The 15973-nt window shown below is 65.8% G+C and carries 12 protein-coding genes and 2 tRNA genes; 8 read left to right on the plus strand and 6 right to left on the minus strand.

The genetic code is table 11. From position 1 onward, the window contains the following. Positions 1-91 precede the first annotated feature (91 nt). The 4 genes from ACWRN3_RS05345 (at position 92) to ACWRN3_RS05360 (ending at position 4599) form a co-directional block, all read left to right on the plus strand. Entirely contained in the window at positions 92-3097 is a 3006-nt protein-coding gene (locus ACWRN3_RS05345; protein ID WP_324642495.1) for a UPF0182 family membrane protein, read from the plus strand. A 117-nt stretch (positions 3098-3214) separates the two neighbouring features. Further along, positions 3215-3288, plus strand: a tRNA-Met gene (locus ACWRN3_RS05350). A 165-nt stretch (positions 3289-3453) separates the two neighbouring features. Then, positions 3454-3527: transfer RNA gene (locus ACWRN3_RS05355), tRNA-Met, on the plus strand. Between the two features lie 139 nt (positions 3528-3666). Next, the gene (locus tag ACWRN3_RS05360; protein WP_476740045.1) at positions 3667-4599 is read left to right on the plus strand and encodes a cytochrome b/b6 domain-containing protein; all 933 of its coding nucleotides are present in this window, start codon (positions 3667-3669) and stop codon (positions 4597-4599) included. Positions 4600-4623: 24 nt separating this feature from the next. Here ACWRN3_RS05360 and ACWRN3_RS05365 read toward each other — a convergent pair whose 3' ends face one another. From ACWRN3_RS05365 to ACWRN3_RS05375, 3 genes are all read right to left on the minus strand, one after another. Then, positions 4624-6051: a cryptochrome/photolyase family protein gene (locus ACWRN3_RS05365; protein WP_476740046.1), complete on the minus strand. Its 1428-nt coding sequence runs from the start codon at positions 6049-6051 to the stop codon at positions 4624-4626. An 87-nt stretch (positions 6052-6138) separates the two neighbouring features. Next, positions 6139-6927, minus strand: a complete 789-nt coding sequence (locus ACWRN3_RS05370) for a PspA/IM30 family protein (RefSeq protein ID WP_255172687.1) — start codon at positions 6925-6927, stop codon at positions 6139-6141. 107 nt (positions 6928-7034) lie between these two features. Continuing rightward, positions 7035-9095 (minus strand): TPM domain-containing protein, encoded by a 2061-nt coding sequence (locus ACWRN3_RS05375; protein ID WP_476740047.1) that lies wholly within the window; start codon positions 9093-9095, stop codon positions 7035-7037. 282 nt (positions 9096-9377) lie between these two features. Here ACWRN3_RS05375 and ACWRN3_RS05380 point away from each other — a divergent pair, with 282 nt between their 5' ends. The 4 genes from ACWRN3_RS05380 (at position 9378) to ACWRN3_RS05395 (ending at position 13733) form a co-directional block, all read left to right on the plus strand. Beyond that, a complete protein-coding gene (locus tag ACWRN3_RS05380; protein WP_476740048.1) occupies positions 9378-10961 on the plus strand; it encodes a S1C family serine protease in 1584 nt (527 codons plus the stop codon). A gap of 235 nt (positions 10962-11196) precedes the next feature. After that, on the plus strand, positions 11197-11988 hold the full coding sequence (locus ACWRN3_RS05385) for an electron transfer flavoprotein subunit beta/FixA family protein (RefSeq protein ID WP_476740049.1): 792 nt from the start codon (positions 11197-11199) through the stop codon (positions 11986-11988). A 13-nt stretch (positions 11989-12001) separates the two neighbouring features. Beyond that, positions 12002-12949: an electron transfer flavoprotein subunit alpha/FixB family protein gene (locus ACWRN3_RS05390; protein WP_476740050.1), complete on the plus strand. Its 948-nt coding sequence runs from the start codon at positions 12002-12004 to the stop codon at positions 12947-12949. Between the two features lie 4 nt (positions 12950-12953). Further along, entirely contained in the window at positions 12954-13733 is a 780-nt protein-coding gene (locus ACWRN3_RS05395; RefSeq protein WP_255172682.1) for a PIG-L deacetylase family protein, read from the plus strand. Positions 13734-13811: 78 nt separating this feature from the next. Here ACWRN3_RS05395 and ACWRN3_RS05400 read toward each other — a convergent pair whose 3' ends face one another. The 3 genes from ACWRN3_RS05400 to ACWRN3_RS05410 form a co-directional block, all read right to left on the minus strand. Further along, positions 13812-14672 (minus strand): anti-sigma factor, encoded by an 861-nt coding sequence (locus ACWRN3_RS05400; RefSeq protein ID WP_476740051.1) that lies wholly within the window; start codon positions 14670-14672, stop codon positions 13812-13814. Positions 14673-14682: 10 nt separating this feature from the next. Beyond that, entirely contained in the window at positions 14683-15291 is a 609-nt protein-coding gene (locus ACWRN3_RS05405) for a sigma-70 family RNA polymerase sigma factor (protein ID WP_255172681.1), read from the minus strand. Between the two features lie 207 nt (positions 15292-15498). Beyond that, the gene (locus ACWRN3_RS05410) at positions 15499-15966 is read right to left on the minus strand and encodes a tRNA (cytidine(34)-2'-O)-methyltransferase (RefSeq protein WP_476740052.1); all 468 of its coding nucleotides are present in this window, start codon (positions 15964-15966) and stop codon (positions 15499-15501) included. Between the last annotated feature and the right edge of the window lie 7 nt (positions 15967-15973).

Genomic DNA, 15973 nt, shown 5'->3' on the forward strand with positions numbered 1-15973 from the left:
ACTGATGACGGACGAAACCAGCCGTTTGACCGGTACCGTACGTCGCTCGCACGCTTCGAATGTTTCGACGACCAGCTATGAGGTACCCAGTTTGTCCCGTCCCGCCAGCACCACGTCCACAGGAAGGCCCCCATCGCGACGGGGAGCCCTGACGCCCACCCTCATCGTCGTTGCCCTGGTGGTAGTGGGCTTCATTTTCTTCGCCAACGTCTGGACCGACGTCCTTTGGTACCGGCAACTGGGCTTCCTCGAGGTCTTCGTCACCGAAAACCTTGCCAAGATCGCCACTTTCGCAGCCGGCTTCGCCATTATGTTCGCGGCGGTTTTCTTCTCCATCCGCATTGCCTACAACGCCCGGCCCGTCTACGCCCCGGACTCTGAGATCCGGGACAACCTCAACCGGTACCAGGCCCAGCTCGAGCCGGTCCGCCGGATTGTCATGATCGGCCTGCCGGTCCTCTTCGGCCTCTTTGCGGGCAGCGCGGCCGCGAGCCAGTGGCAGAAAGTCCTGCTGTTCTTCAACCAGGTCGGCTTCGGCCAGCCCGATCCGCAGTTCAACATGGACATCAGCTTCTACCTGATGACCCTGCCGTTCCTCGGGTTCGTCACCGGGTTCCTCATCAGCGTGGTGGTGATCGCAGGCATCGCCGGCATCCTCACCCACTACCTGTACGGCAGCATCCGGCTCATGGAGCGCGGCGTGTTCACCAGCCGCGCTGCGCAGATCCACATCGCCGTCATCGGTGCCGCCTTCCTGGTGCTCCTGGGCGTCAACTTCTGGCTGGACCGCTACTCGTCCGTGCAGAGCAACGGCGGCCGCTGGGCCGGTGCGCTCTACACCGATGTCAACGCCGTCATCCCCACCAAGGCCATCCTCGCCGTCGCTGCCGTCCTGGTGGCCATCCTCTTCATCGTTGCAGCCGTCATCGGCCGCTGGCGCCTTCCCGTGATCGGCACGGCCATGCTGGTCATCACCTCCATCCTGGCCGGCGGCGTGTACCCGTGGGTCATCCAGCAGTTCCAGGTCCGCCCGTCGGAGCAGACCCTGGAAAGCAAGTACATCCAGCGCAACATCGAGAACACCCGCAAGGCCTACGGCCTGGACGGCATCCAGGAAACCCGCTATGACGCCACCAACACCGCCAGCACGGGGGCACTTGCACCTGACGCGCAGACCACGGCGAACATCCGGCTTCTGGACCCGAACCTGATCTCCGACGCCTTTGCGCAGCTGGAACAGTACCGCCCCTACTACCAGTTCCCCAAGGCCCTCAACGTGGACCGGTACGAGGTGGACGGCAAGATCCAGGACACGGTGATCGCCGTGCGGGAGCTGAACCCAACGAACGTCGCAACCAACCAGCAGGGCTGGCTGAACCAGCACGTCGTATACACGCACGGCTACGGTGTGGTGGCGGCCAAGGGCAACAAGTTCACCGTGGACGGCAAGCCTGAGTTCCTGCAGTCCGGCATTCCGTCCACCGGCGTGCTGGGCAACGACACCACCTACGAACCGCGGATCTACTTCGGTGAATCCTCGCCTGAGTACTCGATCGTGGGGGCTCCCGACGGTGCCACGCCGCGCGAGCAGGACCGTCCCTCCGGCAAGGAAGGTGAGGGGGAAACCCAGTACACCTTCAAGGGCAACGGCGGGCCGAACGTTGGCTCGTTCTTCAACAAGATCCTCTACGCCATCAAGTTCCAGTCCTCGGATCTGCTGCTCTCCGATGGCGTGAACCCCGAGTCGCAAATCCTTTACGACCGCAACCCCCGCGAGCGTGTCCAGAAGGTGGCACCGTACCTGACTGTTGACGGCGGCGCCTACCCGGCTGTGGTGGACGGCCGGGTCAAGTGGATCGTGGACGGCTACACCACCAGCCAGTACTTCCCCTACTCGCAGCAGAAGTCCCTGTCTGATGCCACTGCCGATTCCCAGACGAGCTCGGGCCGCGCCGTGGCCCTGCCGAACAGCACGGTGAATTACATCCGCAACTCCGTCAAGGCTACGGTGGATGCCTATGACGGCTCGGTCACCCTGTATGCCTGGGACGACACCGACCCCGTCCTCAAGGCCTGGCAGAAGGTCTTCCCTTCAACGCTGAAGCCGTATTCGGAGATGTCCGGTGCGCTGATGAGCCACGTGCGCTACCCGGAGGACCTGTTCAAGGTCCAGCGCGAGCTGCTGGGGCAGTACCACGTCACCGATCCCACCAGCTTCTACAAGAACAACGACGCATGGAGCACGCCGGCTGACCCCACCGTGGACACCGACGTAAAGCAGCCGCCGTTCTACATGTCGTTGCAGATGCCGGACCAGCAGAAGCCGGCGTTCCAGCTGACGTCGTCCTTCATCCCACAGATCGTGAACGGTAATGCGCGCAACGTCCTGTACGGCTTCCTCGCCGCTGATTCGGATGCAGGCAACCAGGCCGGCGTAAAGGCTGACGGCTATGGAAAGCTGCGGCTGCTGCAGATCCCGCCGGAAACACAGGTGCCCGGTCCGGGGCAGGCGCAAAACAAGTTCAACTCGGATCCCACTGTGTCGCAGGCACTCAACCTGCTGCGGCAGGGCGCGTCCGACGTGCTGAACGGCAACCTGCTCACTTTGCCGGTGGGCGGCGGCATCCTGTACGTCCAGCCGGTCTACCTCAAGTCGACCGGTGAGACGTCATACCCCACGCTGCAGCGTGTGCTGGTGGCCTTCGGCGACAAGGTGGGCTTCGCGCCCACACTTGACGCAGCCCTCAAGCAGCTCTTCGGTGGGGATTCCGGTGCAGCCGCGGGGGATTCGGCCAACAATGGCCAGACACCGGCCGGTCCGTCAGCGCCTGCCACTCCCGCAGAGGCGGACGCCAAGGCCCAGCTCAAGGCGGCCCTGGACGAGGCGAACGCCGCCATCCAGGCAGGCCAAACGGCGCTCGCGGCCGGCGACTTCGCTGCCTATGGCGACGCGCAGAAGAAGGTTGCGGCCGCGCTGAAGAAGGCGATGGACGCGGAGGCCAAGATTCCGGTCACTGCTCCGGAGGCCAGCCCGGCCCCCGCTGCCTCGGCATCGCCTTCATCCTCGCCGTCCCCGTCCCCGTCGGCAGGGCAGTAGTACGACGGCGGCACCCGGCACCCGGTCCCCGCGGGGCTGGGTGCCGGGCGGCGTAACGGACGTCACGCCGCCACGATTTGGCCTGCGGTTCACCTCCCGGTAAAGTAGTTCTTGCGACGCGGGGTGGAGCAGTTCGGTAGCTCGCTGGGCTCATAACCCAGAGGTCACAGGTTCAAATCCTGTCCCCGCAACTGAGGAAAGACCCGGACATTGGAAACAATGTCCGGGTCTTTCGCTTTGCCCGGTTCTTTTGCTTTCCCGGGCGCTGTGGTTCACGGGTGGGTTCACCGGTGACGGCGGGCTCGCGGTGTGGTGGTCAGGGCGGCCGCGAAAGTAGGGTAGTGTTGATCAAGCGACGCGGGGTGGAGCAGTTCGGTAGCTCGCTGGGCTCATAACCCAGAGGTCACAGGTTCAAATCCTGTCCCCGCAACTTATGAAGGCCCCGACCGGCAGTTACGCCGGGCGGGGCCTTTCTTTTCCTTGGATGCGCCCAGTTCCTAGTATTCTCTTTCGAAGGGTCCCGCGATCTGCGGGCAGCCCCCCGTCATTCCTGAGAGGTATGTTGTTCGATGGCCACACCCACGAAGAAGCCCGGCTCCGCGACGGGTAAGCGGTCCCGGCTTTACTGGAGGGTTCCCGCCGTCCTCGTGGCACTGGTCCTGGTGGTGCTGTTGGTCAGGCTGCTCATCGGACTGCCGGCCGTGGCATCCTTTGTCGCCGACTACCCGGGCCGGTCCGAACTGCCGGACAACGCGCCCGTGGGATTCCCCGCCTGGCTGGCCTGGCAGCACTTCCTCAATGCGTTCTTCCTGCTCCTGATCATCCGGACGGGGTGGCAGGTCCGGACCACCACCCGGCCCAGCGGGTACTGGACCAGGAACAACAAGGGCCTGATCCGCACCAGGAACGCGCCCACCAAGATCAGCCTCGAACTGTGGTTCCACCTGACCCTGGATGCCCTCTGGATCCTCAACGGGCTCATCTTCGCGGTCCTGCTGTTCGCTACCGGGCAGTGGATGCGCATTGTCCCCACCAGCTGGGACGTCTTACCCAACGCGCTCTCAGCCGCGCTGCAGTACGCGTCGCTGGATTGGCCCACCGAGGACGGCTGGATCAACTACAACGCACTGCAGCTGCTGGCATACTTTGTGACCGTCTTCATCGCGGCGCCGCTCTCGTTCATCACGGGCTTGCGGATGTCCGGAGCCTGGCCCAAGAAGGCAACCGGCCTCAACAAGGCGTTCCCCATCGAATGGGCCCGTGCCGTCCACTTCCCGGTAATGATCTACTTTGTGGCCTTCATCGTGGTCCACGTCTTCCTGGTGCTCACCACGGGCGCACTGCGGAACCTGAACCACATGTACGGGGTCCGCGACGACGACGGCTGGTTTGGCTTCTGGGTATTCCTCGCCTCCGTGGCGGTCATGGTGGCGGCCTGGTTCCTGGCCCGGCCGGTCTTCCTGCGGCCCATCGCGTCCCTGATGGGCAAGGTCAGCCGCTGACGGGGCAGCGCCGCGGGGGCGACGTCAGGCGTCCTTGAGCTTCTGGTAGGCGTCCAGGGCCCGTTCCCGCGACCCGGGCAGGTCCACGAGCGGCTGGGGGTATCCGTCGGTATCCGCCGCCCACGGTTCGTGGATTTCCTTGCCTTTGAGTTCCTGGAGTTCGGGGATGAAGGCCCTCAGGTAGCTGCCGTCGGCGTCGAACTTCTTACTTTGGGTCACCGGGTTGAAGATCCGGTAATAGGGCGAGGCGTCCGCCCCCGAGCCAGCCACCCACTGCCAGTTGGCGGGGTTGTTGGCGGCATCGGCATCCACCAGGGTGTCCCAGAACCATTCCTCCCCGACCCTCCAGTCGGTCAGGAGGTTCTTGACCAGGAATGACGCGGCGGCCATGCGCACCCGGTTGTGCATCCAGCCTGTCTGCCACAGTTGCCGCATCCCGGCGTCCACCAGCGGGTAGCCGGTGTTTCCCTGCTGCCACGCGGCCAGCTCCTGCCGGCTGGGGGAGGCCCACTGGAAGTTGTCGAAGGCGGGCCGGAAGTTGCGGGTCGCCAGGTCGGGGTTGTGGTACAGCAGGTGCCAGTTGAATTCCCGCCAGCCCAGTTCGGCCCGGTAGGTGCCGACGTCGGAAGGGACCTCGCGGGGATGCCGGCGGCGAATCTCGCGCCACACGCGGAACGGGCTCACTTCACCGAAGCGCAAATGTGGTGAGAGCCGGCTGGTGCCCTCGGTGCCGGGCAGGTTCCGGCCCGTCCCATACTCCTCGATGGGCCCGTCCAGGAAGTCCTCAAGCCGGTCCAGGGCGCCTTTTTCACCGGGCACCCACGTGGCGGCGAGTCCGGCGCTCCAATCGGGTTTGGAGGGCAGGAGCTGCCAGCTGCTGAGCGTGTCACTGGCAGGAAGGCCCTGCCCGGCAGGCGCGGGACCGGGCAACGCGTCCGGCGCCTCGTAGGGGTCACGGATGTCCTGGGATGCCAGGCACGCCCGCCAGAAGGGCGAATACACCTTGTAGGGCCCGCCCGCCCCCGTCTTCACTGTCCAGGGCTCGAAGAGCAGGTTTGCCTGGCAGCTTGCGGCCTCGATCCCGTTCCCGGCAGCCCAGTCCTTGAGCCCGGCGTCGATAGTCCGTTCGGGTTGCCCGTAACGGCGGTTCCAGAACAGGTGGCTTGCCTTCGTCCGGACGGCAAGGTCCCTGATGATGTCGCCGGCGGGGCCACGCCGGAGTACCAGGCGGGATCCCTTGCTTTCGAGGTCGGCGGACAGTGCGGCCAGGGAGTGGTGCAGCCACCAGCGCGCTGCCCCACCAAGGGGCCGCACGCCGTCGGACTCCTCGTCCAGGACGTAAACCACTGTAAGCGGCGCCTCCCGGCCGGCGGCCTCTGCGAGGGCCGGGTTGTCGTCCAACCTCAGGTCATCGCGCAGCCAAACCAGGGACGTGCCATCAGAAGAAGTCATGGCACCACGCTACACACAGCGGACGCAGCAATGGCCGGGACCACGGTCCCGGCCATTGCGTATCAGCTGGAGGCGGTGCCCCGAACTTTAGAGCTTGTCGAAGTCGGCTTCGTCCACAGTCGATTCGGTTGATGCGGAGCCCGCGGCGCCAAGGGCAGGCTTGGAGTTTCCGGCCTTGAGGGCCGCCAGCCGGGCATCAATCTCCGTCTGCTCACCCAAGTCCTCCAGCTGGTTGAACTGTGCGTCCAGGCTGGATGCTGCGAGCTCCTGCTGCCCACGGACCTTGGCCTCTTCGCGGCGGATCTTTTCCTCGAAGCGGCCCACCTCGCTGGTGGGGTCCATGATGTCAATGCTCTTGATGGCGTCGTGGACCTGGGACTGTGCCGCCGCCGTCTTGGACCGGGCAACAAGCTCGTTGCGCTTGCTGGTCAGCTGGTTGAGCTTGTTCTTCATCTGTTCCAGGCCGGTCTTCAGCTTGTCCACTACCTCCCGCTGGGAGGCGATGCTCGGCTCTGCACCCTTTGCTTCACTTTCCGCCGCCATCTGGCGCTGCAACGCCACCTTTGCCAGGTTGTCGAACTTCTCGGCGTCGGCTACATCGCCGGCAGCGCGGAACTCATCAGCCTTGCGGGAAGCGGCAAGGGCCTTGTTGCCCCAGTCGCGGGCGTTGTTGACGTCCTCGTTGTAGTCGTCTTCCAGCATCCGGAGGTTGCCGATGGTCTGCGCCACGGCAGACTCGGCTTCTGCGATGTTGTTGGTGTAGTCGCGGACCATCTGGTCCAACATCCTCTGCGGATCTTCGGCGTTGTCCAGCAAGGAGTTGATGTTCGCCTTTGCCAGCTGCGCGATCCGGCCGAAAATGGACTGCTTAACCATGGTGTTTGCCTTTCGTCCTGCTCTGTGTTGACCACTGGAACCGGTGCACAGTGGTGTACTGCGTCTGTCCGCCTGCCGGGATCTTCCAGCGCGTCCGGCGGAAGTCTCTAGAAACTGCCGGAGTCGCCGCCGCCGAAGTCGCCGCCGCCAAAGTCCCCGCCGCCGCCGCCGAAGCCGCCGCCACCGCCGCCGTCGCCCCAGCCGCCACCGCCGCCCCAGCCTCCGTGGCCCCCGTTAAGGATGGAGTTGATCAGGATGCCGCCCAGGATGGCACCGCCGAGGCCGCCGCCGCCTCCGCCGCCTCCGCCGCCAAACATGCCGCCGCGGCCGAAGCCCTGGTTCGCGTAGCCGTCAAAGTGGTCCACGTCTGCCTGGGCCAGCTGCGCGGCCTGCGCGGCCAGGGCATGGGCCTGCTGCGCGTAGGTGAGTGCGGTGACGGGATCGGTGCGGGCGATGGACAAGGCGTAGTCGAGGTTCCGCTGGGACTCGGCCAGCCGGGTGCGTGCCTCGGTGCCCACGCCGCCGCGGCGGGCGGTGATGTAGTCGGAGGTGGCGCTGATCTGGGCCTGGGCCGACATGATGGTCTGCTGCAGGGATGCCTGCGCGCGGCGGGCCTGCTCCTGCTGGTCGCGGATGCCGGTCAAGGCCTGGTCCAGGGACTGGTGGGCGGTTTCCACCCGCTGCAGGGTGGCGATGGGGTCGATCCTTCCGCCCTGGATTTCGGTTTTCACCTGTGCCAGGGCGGCCTCCACCGCGGCTACGGGGCCGGCCAGCTCCGCATGGGCGCCGGACTGGATCATGGCCTTTGCCTGGGCCAGGTCCTGGGAGGTGTCCACAACGGCGGCTTCCAGGCCGTTGCGGGCCTCGTCGAGGCTGGTGGCGACCTTGGAAATGGCGTCCAGGAGGACATTGGTCTGGTGCAGGCTTTCCTCGGCCGCACGGACGGCCACGGCCGCCAGGCTACCTTCGCCCGAACCGAGCTTCTGCTGGGCGGTTTCGGATGCATTCTGCACAAAGGCGAGCCGTTCCTTGGCCTGCACGATGTTGTCCGAAACCTGTGCCAGCGCGCTGTCCGCGTATTTGGACCGCATTTCCTGCAGGGACTGTTCGGCGCTGGAAATCTTGCCATCGGCTTCGCGGGCTCCGGCGTTGACGGCTGCCAGGGCCTGGGGAGCGTTCTTCTCCAGCTCCCGCAGGGAGTCGAAGTCCGCCTTCTGCTCCTGGAGGGACTCGAGCGCGGCCTCCGAGCGGCGGATGATCTCACCCAGCCAGGTCCGCTGCTGCTCTTCCGTGTCCGGGATGTGGTCATCGAGCTGCTGCTGGAGCTTGAAGGACTCGGTCATGTGGGCCTTCGCTTCCGCCAAGGCCTTGGTGAAGTTTCCGACCGCGGAATCACCGTACTGCGCCTGGGCGAAACCGAGTTCCTGCTCGCTGGACTTGATGGCGTCATCTGCTTCGATCAGCAGGGAACCGCTCTTCCGGCGAAGTTCCTCCACGCTGAGTGATGCCAGGGGGTCGAGTTCGGCGCCCTGGGGGCCGTAGCTTCCGCTGGAGGCCACCTGGCCTGCGGCCTTCTTCCGGCGGTTGCGGAAGTACAGGTAGGCGCCGCCTCCAGCGACCACCACGCCTGCACCTACCAGGAGGCCGGCTCCGGCGCCGTTACCGGAAGAGACGTTGCCGCTGCCGCCGCCCGCGGCGTCCCCGACGGCGGAGGCGGTGTCAATGGCGGCCTGCGCGTAGTCCTTCTTGCCACCTGCGAGGTTGGCCACCACCGCATTCTGGGTGATGTTGGATCGCTTGGAATAGATGGCGCTGGCCGAATTGGGGGAGAAGTAGTACTTGCCCTGGTCGGTGGCGATGGCAAGGATGACGTCCGCCTTGCCCATACCCTTGGTCTTTGCCACAGCCTGGCTCCAGGCCGTGGGGTCGGAGGGGTTGTCGAAGGACTTTACCGTGACCACGTAGAGGTTGTACTTGTGGTCCTTCAGCAGCTTCTGGATCGCATCCTGGACCTCACCCTTTCGGCTGCCCAGCACGTTGGCGTTGTCAACGATATTGGTCCCGGAGGGAATGGTTACCGGGTCTTCGGCCCAGGCAGCGCCGGCGGGTACCGCCAGCAGCCCGGCAAGGCCGATCACGGCGAGGATACGTTTGAACTTTGACCGCATGTGCAACCCTTCAGCACGCCTGACACCGATTCGGGACGAATCAGTCGTCGAATCCAGCAGCGCCCCCACGCTTGGTGTGAAGCCGCAGGTCGCTGTGGCAATTCATCTTGATTCTATGGTGCACCCCACAGCCAGTCCATGCGGCCGAATATGCCGCCAGCGAAACGCTCCGGCGGCGCAACGGCCATCGGCCCGGCGTTCAGGAAGCTTTCAGCAAACATCCGAGCTTGTTCCAGCGGGACCGGTCATAGTTAATGGCAGACGAGGATGAAAGGAAGTCCCATGACTGAGAATCAAACCCCAGGACCGGTCCCGGAGGACAACCAGGGGGACAGCCGGAACCCGTGGCAGCAGCAGGGCCCGCAGCAGCCCGGAGACCGCCCGGCACCTGCTCAGTATGGGAATGGCGGAGCCACCGGGGGATCTGAGGGTGGCTACAACGCAGGGGACCACCGGCAGAGGGCCGCCGGGCCCCATGAAACCCAGGAATTGCCGGGTGCGCCGCGCCCCGTCTACCCGCAGCGGCAGCCGTTTTATGGCCAGTCCAGACATTATGGCCAGCAGCAGGACCAGCACGGCCACCCCATGCATGGCGGCGGCCAAGGGGCTCCCAACGGAAGTGTGGGACTGGCGCCAAACCCCAAGGATGCCCCGCGCCGGAAGGCAAGCTTCGGCGTCGGCACCCTCGTGGCAAGCATCCTCGCGGCAGGACTCGTGGGCGGCGGAGTGGCAACAGTTGGTGCCGGTGAAATGTTTGGCAACACCGGGTCCAGCACCTCAACCGTCGGCAGCAGCAACCAGCCCGGCACGGTCATCGTGAACAACAAGGACGATGTCAACGCCATCACCGCAGCCGCCGTGAAGGCCTCGCCGAGCGTCGTCACCATCAGCGCCACCAGCGGCAGCTCCGGGGGCACCGGTTCCGGCATCGTCCTGGACGACCAGGGGCACATCCTGACCAACACGCACGTGGTGACCCTCGATGGCCAGACTGCCAGCGCCAGCCTGGAAATCCGCACCAGCGACGGAAAGGTCCTGCCCGCAAAACTGGTGGGCACCGACCCGCTGTCCGACCTCGCCGTCATCAAGGTTGACGACACGTCAGGACTCACCCCCGCCACGCTCGGTGATTCCTCCAAGCTCAACGTTGGCGATACCGCCATCGCCATTGGTTCCCCGCTCGGCCTGACCGGAACGGTCACGGACGGCATCGTGTCCACCCTCAACCGGACCATCAGCGTGGCATCGTCCGCAGCGCCCAAGGGCGGGGACAACAGCCAGGGCGGTGACCAGGGATTCCAGTTCGCCCCTCCCGGCGGCGGCCAGAGCCAGCAAAGCTCAAGCGAGGGTTCCATCGCCATCAACGTGATCCAGACCGATGCAGCCATCAACCCCGGTAACTCCGGCGGCGCCCTGGTGAACAGCAAGGGCGAGATCATCGGCGTGAACGTGGCCATCGCATCCGCGGGGTCCGGTACGTCAACGTCCCAGAGCGGCAATATCGGCGTCGGGTTCAGCATCCCCATCAACAACGCCAAGCGGGTGGCGCAGGAAATCATCGACAGCGGCAAGGCATCCCACGGGCAGCTCGGCGTCAGCGTCAAGGCCAAGACCTCGTCGGGCGCATCCTCCGAGTTCTCGGTGGGGGCTGACGTCGCCACCGTCGACCCCAACTCGGCGGCCGGAAAGGCCGGCATCAAGGTTGGTGACGTCATCACCAAGTTCAACGACCTCACCATCGGCGAACCTAACCAGCTGACCGCGGCCGTCCGCGAACAGCCGGCTGGATCCACCGTGAAGATCACCGTCATGCGCAGCGGCAAGGAGCAGACGTTCGACGTCACGCTGGGTGCGGCTGCCAGCTAAGGCACCCCAGCAGCAATGCCAGGCAGTAACGACGGCGGCGTCCCACTTGAGGGGGCGCCGCCGTCGGCATGTCCCGGCGAAAAAGCCTGACACAGGCGTTAACGGAAGAGGGCGCCCGGACGCGCCGATATGGTTAGCTAGGAGCTACCCGCCTGCCGGGCATATCGCGGCCATGTCCCACCCGGCTGGCTGTCCACAAGCATGGAAGGCTGCTGTAGAAACAGTGGAAGAGACATTGAAGATCGTAGTCCTGGTCAAACATGTACCGGACGCCCAGTTCGACCGTCACCTCAACGGGGAGGGCAATACCGCCGACCGCGACGAAAGCATCCTGTCCGAGCTTGACGAGTACGCGCTCGAGGCAGCACTGCAACTGGCGGAGGCACGCGGCGGCAGCAAGGCGGGCAACCAGGTCATCGCCCTGAGCATGGGGCCTGCAGGAGCCGTCAACGCGGTCAAGAAGTCGCTGCAGATGGGCGCCACCGAGGGGGTTCACCTCACGGACGACGCCCTGGCCGGTTCCGACGCCGCAGCCACCTCCCTTGCGCTTGCAGCCGCCGTCCGCCACCTGGGTGACGTGGACCTGGTCATCACCGGCATGGCTTCCACCGACGGGGAGACCTCCCTTGTTCCGGCGCAGCTGGCCGAGCGGCTTGGGCTGCCGCAGGTGACGTTCGCTTCCACGCTTGAGGTCGACGGCGGCCGGCTGACGGCCCGCCGCGATGCCGACACCTCCTCCGAAACGGTGGAGGCGCCGCTGCCCGCCGTCGTGTCCGTGACAGACCAGATCAACGAGCCGCGGTACCCCAATTTCAAGGGCATCATCGCCGCCAAGCGCAAGAGCATCACCACGCTGTCCCTGGCCGATATCGGCGTGGACCCCGCCCAGGTGGGCTTCGCCGGTTCCTGGACCACCGTGACCAGCGCAGAACAGCGGCCGCCCAGGACTGCAGGCACCATCATCACCGACGAAGGCGACGCCGGCATTAAGCTGGTTGACTTCCTGGCCGCCCAGAAGCTGCTCTAAGAGGGACACCGACATGGCAAAAGTACTTGTATTCATCGATAACCCCGGCGCCTCGCTCAAGAAAAGCAGCCTCGAGCTGCTGACCCTGGCGCGTTCCCTTGGCGAGAGCGCCGTGGCGCTCAACGGAGACCTGTCCAACGACGCCGCCGGCACCTTCGCCGAATACGGCGTGGGAACCATCCTGCGTCCAGCAACGGATGACCTGGATGACTTCCTGGTGGCGCCCAAAGCGGCGTACCTGGCCGCCGCGGCTGAAAGCACCGGCGCCGGCATCGTGCTCCTGGACAACTCCCCGGAAGGCAAGGAAATCGCGGCACGGCTGGGCATCCGCCTGAATGCCGGCGTCATCACCGACGTCGTCGCCGTCGATCCGGACGGCACCGCGCACAAGTCCGTCCTCGCCGGCTCCTACAACACCGCCTGCAAGGCCACCACCCCTGTCTCCGTGCTGACCCTCAAAGCCAACAACGTCACTCCGGAACCGGCTCCCGCGGCCACCAGCCCGGAGACCGCTACCGTGGAGGTACCGGCAGTAGCCGCTGCGGCCAGGATCACCGCGCGGGAGCAGAAGGTGGCCAGCGGCCGCCCGGACCTCACGGATGCCCGCATCGTGGTGGCCGGTGGACGCGGTATGGACGGCAACTTCGGCCCCGTCGAGGAACTGGCCGATGCCCTCGGCGCCGCCGTAGGTGCATCGCGTGCCGCCACGGATGCCGGGTGGATCAGCCACGACGCGCAGGTTGGGCAGACGGGCAAGACCGTCTCCCCGCAGCTTTACATTTCGGCCGGCATTTCCGGCGCCATTCAGCAGAAAGCCGGCATGCAGACGTCCAAGGTCATTGTTGCGGTCAACAAGGACGCGGAGTCGCCGGTGTTCGAGATCGCCGACTTCGGGATCATCGGCGACGTGTTCGACGTGCTGCCGCAGGCCACCGCCGAGATCAAGAAGCGAAAAGGCTGATTCTTTGACTGCCTCGCACGAGCAGGCGCAGAGCCCGTTCAACCCGGACATCCACCGGGTTGGGCGGGTGCTCTGTTTTGCGGCACATCCTGACGACATCGATTTCGGCGCTGCCGGTACCATCGCCGCGTGGACGGCAGCGGGTGTGCAGGTGAGTTACTGCATCATGACCGACGGCGACGCCGGCGGCTTCGACCCCGCCCACCGCGCGGACATTATCGCCATGCGGGACGCCGAGCAGCGGCGGGCCGCGGAACTGGTGGGCGTCACCGACATCCACTACCTCCACCAGCGTGACGGGTACCTCGAGGCGTCGCATGAGGTGATGAAAGGGGTGGTGCGGCTGATCCGGCAAATCCGCCCCGACGTCGTCCTTGCCATGCACCCGGAACGGAACTGGGAACGGATCCAAAAAAGCCATCCTGACCACCTGGCCGTGGGGGAGGCGGTGACCCGCGCGGTGTACCCGGCCCTCGAAAACCCCTTTGCCTACCCTGAACTGGCGGAAGCAGGCCTGGATGCGTACAAGCTGCCGTGGTTGTGGCTCTACGCCGGCCCCGGGGAACGGGAAAACCACTTCGTCGACGTCACCGACCAGGTGGAAGCCAAGCTCGCCGCCATCCACGTCCATGTGAGCCAGCACCCGGACGTGGAGGCCATGGAGGCCACCGTCCGCCAGGGCATGCTCCTGAACGCCGGCAGGGCCGGCTTCCCGGAGGGGCGCAGCGCGGAAGCATTCCATGTGGTGGCCATCAACGGGCCCGGCACCATCGCGGGATTCTGAGTTAAACCAGGCGCCCCGTTCCTTCCGGTGGGAGGAACGGGGCGTTCTGGGTTAACGCGTTTCCGACTGCTGCGGGTGCTAGGCGCCCAGCGGGGCCGCGGCCACCGTGGGCAGCGTCGGTGCCTTGGAGCCGCCTGCAGGCTCGACAGTGATGCCCAGTGATGCCGCCGAGTGGATGCCCTGGACCACGGCAGGCTTGGACAGCGCCTGCTCGTCCATCAGACCCTGCGACACCGGAGCGGAGCCGTCTTTGGGTATCAGCCACATCTGGTAGACCTTGCCGGCCGGGGGAGCGGGCACGCCGCTCATCTTCACCACGGCTGCGTCCTCTGACGCGGAGATCAGGAGGGTTGCCTTGCCGCCGCCCACCACGTTCACGGAGGCCTCACGCAGGTCGTTGGCCCTGGCCACCTGGTTGACGGGATCGTTCTGGTCGGCCATGTACGCGCCCACGCCCACGCCGCCCAGGGCGATGGCTGCTGCCGCTGCCACTCCCACCAGCCACCGGCGCATGCCGGAACCGCCCCGGCGTTGCTCCCGGCGCTTCCGGGCCTCTGCCAGTTCATCCTGTGGCCCCGGCCGGGGAGGCAGTGCCGTACTGCCTGCCGGTGCCTGCGCGCCCTCGCCGGTCAGCCCGTCCTGCCCGGGGAACTGGGCGGGAAGCTGGGCGACAATCCGCTGGAACAGGTCCGACGGCGGTTCCTCCTCTGCACGGAAAGTGCGGACCAGCGCCTCCCGGGACTGGCGGACGCGCTCAAGGAAGGCCCGGCGTTCCGTTTCCGGGGCCGTCGAGAGGTAACGGTCGATGGCTTCGCGTTCCTGCTCCGTGACCGCATCCAGGGCGTAGAGTTCAGCAAGGTCGACGGCTCGGCCGGCAGCGATGTCCATGGCCACGGTGTCCCCGAAGGCGCGTGACCGGCCGTCGCGGCTGTCATCCATTCCACTCATCTCAACTCACCCCCAAACAGGTCTTCAATCGGATCAGTCCATCGCGGATGCGGGACTTGATAGTGGGCACTGCTGCGTTCAGCCGTTCTGCGACTTCCCGGTAGGTAAGGCCACCGTAGTAAGCAAGGCGCACGGACTCCTGCTGCGTTTCGGTCAGCGTCCCCAGGCAGCGGACCACCGCCTCGGCCTCCAGCCTGCTGCCCACTTCGTCGGACACGCTGTCATGGTCGATCTCCTGCGTGCTGGCGCCGTACTTGGCCTCCCTGTCCGTGGAGGACTGCGACGACCGGACCTTGTCCACCGCGCGGCGGTGCGAGATGGTCATCAGCCAGGACAGCGGGCTGCCTGCCTGCGGATCGAATTTTGCAGCGTTCTGCCAGACCTGCAGGAAGACCTCCTGCGTGGTGTCTTCGCTGAGTTCAGGGTCGATCAGGACGCGGCGCGCCATACCGAAGACCCTGCGGGACGTGAGCTGGTAGAACTCGGCGAAAGCCGCTTGGTCCCCGCGGGCAATCCCCGCCAAAAGGGCCGAGAGGCGTTGGCTGAGGTCTGCAGGTGGGTCGGTCACCGCGGCGGAGCCTTCGGGATTCGGCGCGTTGGGAGTTTCCATTACGTCCAAGCATAAGTCTCCGGGCGACGGATCCTCAGCAGTGCCGTGCCGACTGCGGTTGTCCGGTCTGGAACGTGCCTCCAGTAGGGTCACCTGCCGCTCCTTGGTCCGCTCGAATGTCTTCAAGAGTCATTCGGCGCCGCGTGGAGGGTGGATGGGGCGGCCGGCAATTTTTTCCGTGCCGGCGTGACCCGTTGCCCGGCGGGCCTAGATCCTGGCGCCGGCGAAGCCCTGCTGGCGCCAGGCCTCGTACACCGCGATGGAGGCGGCGTTGGCCAGGTTCAGGGAACGGAGGGCCGGCAACATGGGCAGGCGCACCGTGGCGGTCACGTGGGGATCGGTTTTCATCTCCGGCGGCAGGCCCACTGATTCACGTCCGAAGAGCAGCACATCTCCCGGGCGGTAGGCGATGTCCGTGTAGCTGGTGGTGCCGTCCGAGGTGAACGCGTAGACGCGTTCGGGCTGCAGGTGCTCCCAGGCGTCTTCGATGGTCTTGTGCACGGTGACGACGGCGAGGTCATGGTAGTCGAGCCCTGCCCGGCGCAGTTTCGCGTCCGAGAAGTCGAAGCCCAAGGGTTCCACAAGGTGCAGTTCGGCACCGGTGATCGCGGCAAGGCGGATGGCGTTGCCGGTATTGCCGGGGATTTCAGGTTCATGGAAAAGGATGCGGAACACCTCCCCA

The organism is Pseudarthrobacter sp. rb (genome assembly GCF_056389225.1).

Excerpts from the sequence above, each read along its gene's own strand:
- ACWRN3_RS05390 (WP_476740050.1), top strand. The coding sequence starts at position 12,002 with ATGGCAAAAGTACTTGTATTCATCGATAACCCCGGCGCCTCGCTCAAG.
- ACWRN3_RS05360 (WP_476740045.1), top strand. The coding sequence starts at position 3,667 with ATGGCCACACCCACGAAGAAGCCCGGCTCCGCGACGGGTAAGCGGTCC.
- ACWRN3_RS05370 (WP_255172687.1), bottom strand. The coding sequence starts at position 6,927 with ATGGTTAAGCAGTCCATTTTCGGCCGGATCGCGCAGCTGGCAAAGGCG.
- ACWRN3_RS05405 (WP_255172681.1), bottom strand. The coding sequence starts at position 15,291 with ATGGAAACTCCCAACGCGCCGAATCCCGAAGGCTCCGCCGCGGTGACC.
- ACWRN3_RS05365 (WP_476740046.1), bottom strand. The coding sequence starts at position 6,051 with ATGACTTCTTCTGATGGCACGTCCCTGGTTTGGCTGCGCGATGACCTG.
- ACWRN3_RS05375 (WP_476740047.1), bottom strand. The coding sequence starts at position 9,095 with ATGCGGTCAAAGTTCAAACGTATCCTCGCCGTGATCGGCCTTGCCGGG.
- ACWRN3_RS05380 (WP_476740048.1), top strand. The coding sequence starts at position 9,378 with ATGACTGAGAATCAAACCCCAGGACCGGTCCCGGAGGACAACCAGGGG.
- ACWRN3_RS05400 (WP_476740051.1), bottom strand. The coding sequence starts at position 14,672 with ATGGATGACAGCCGCGACGGCCGGTCACGCGCCTTCGGGGACACCGTG.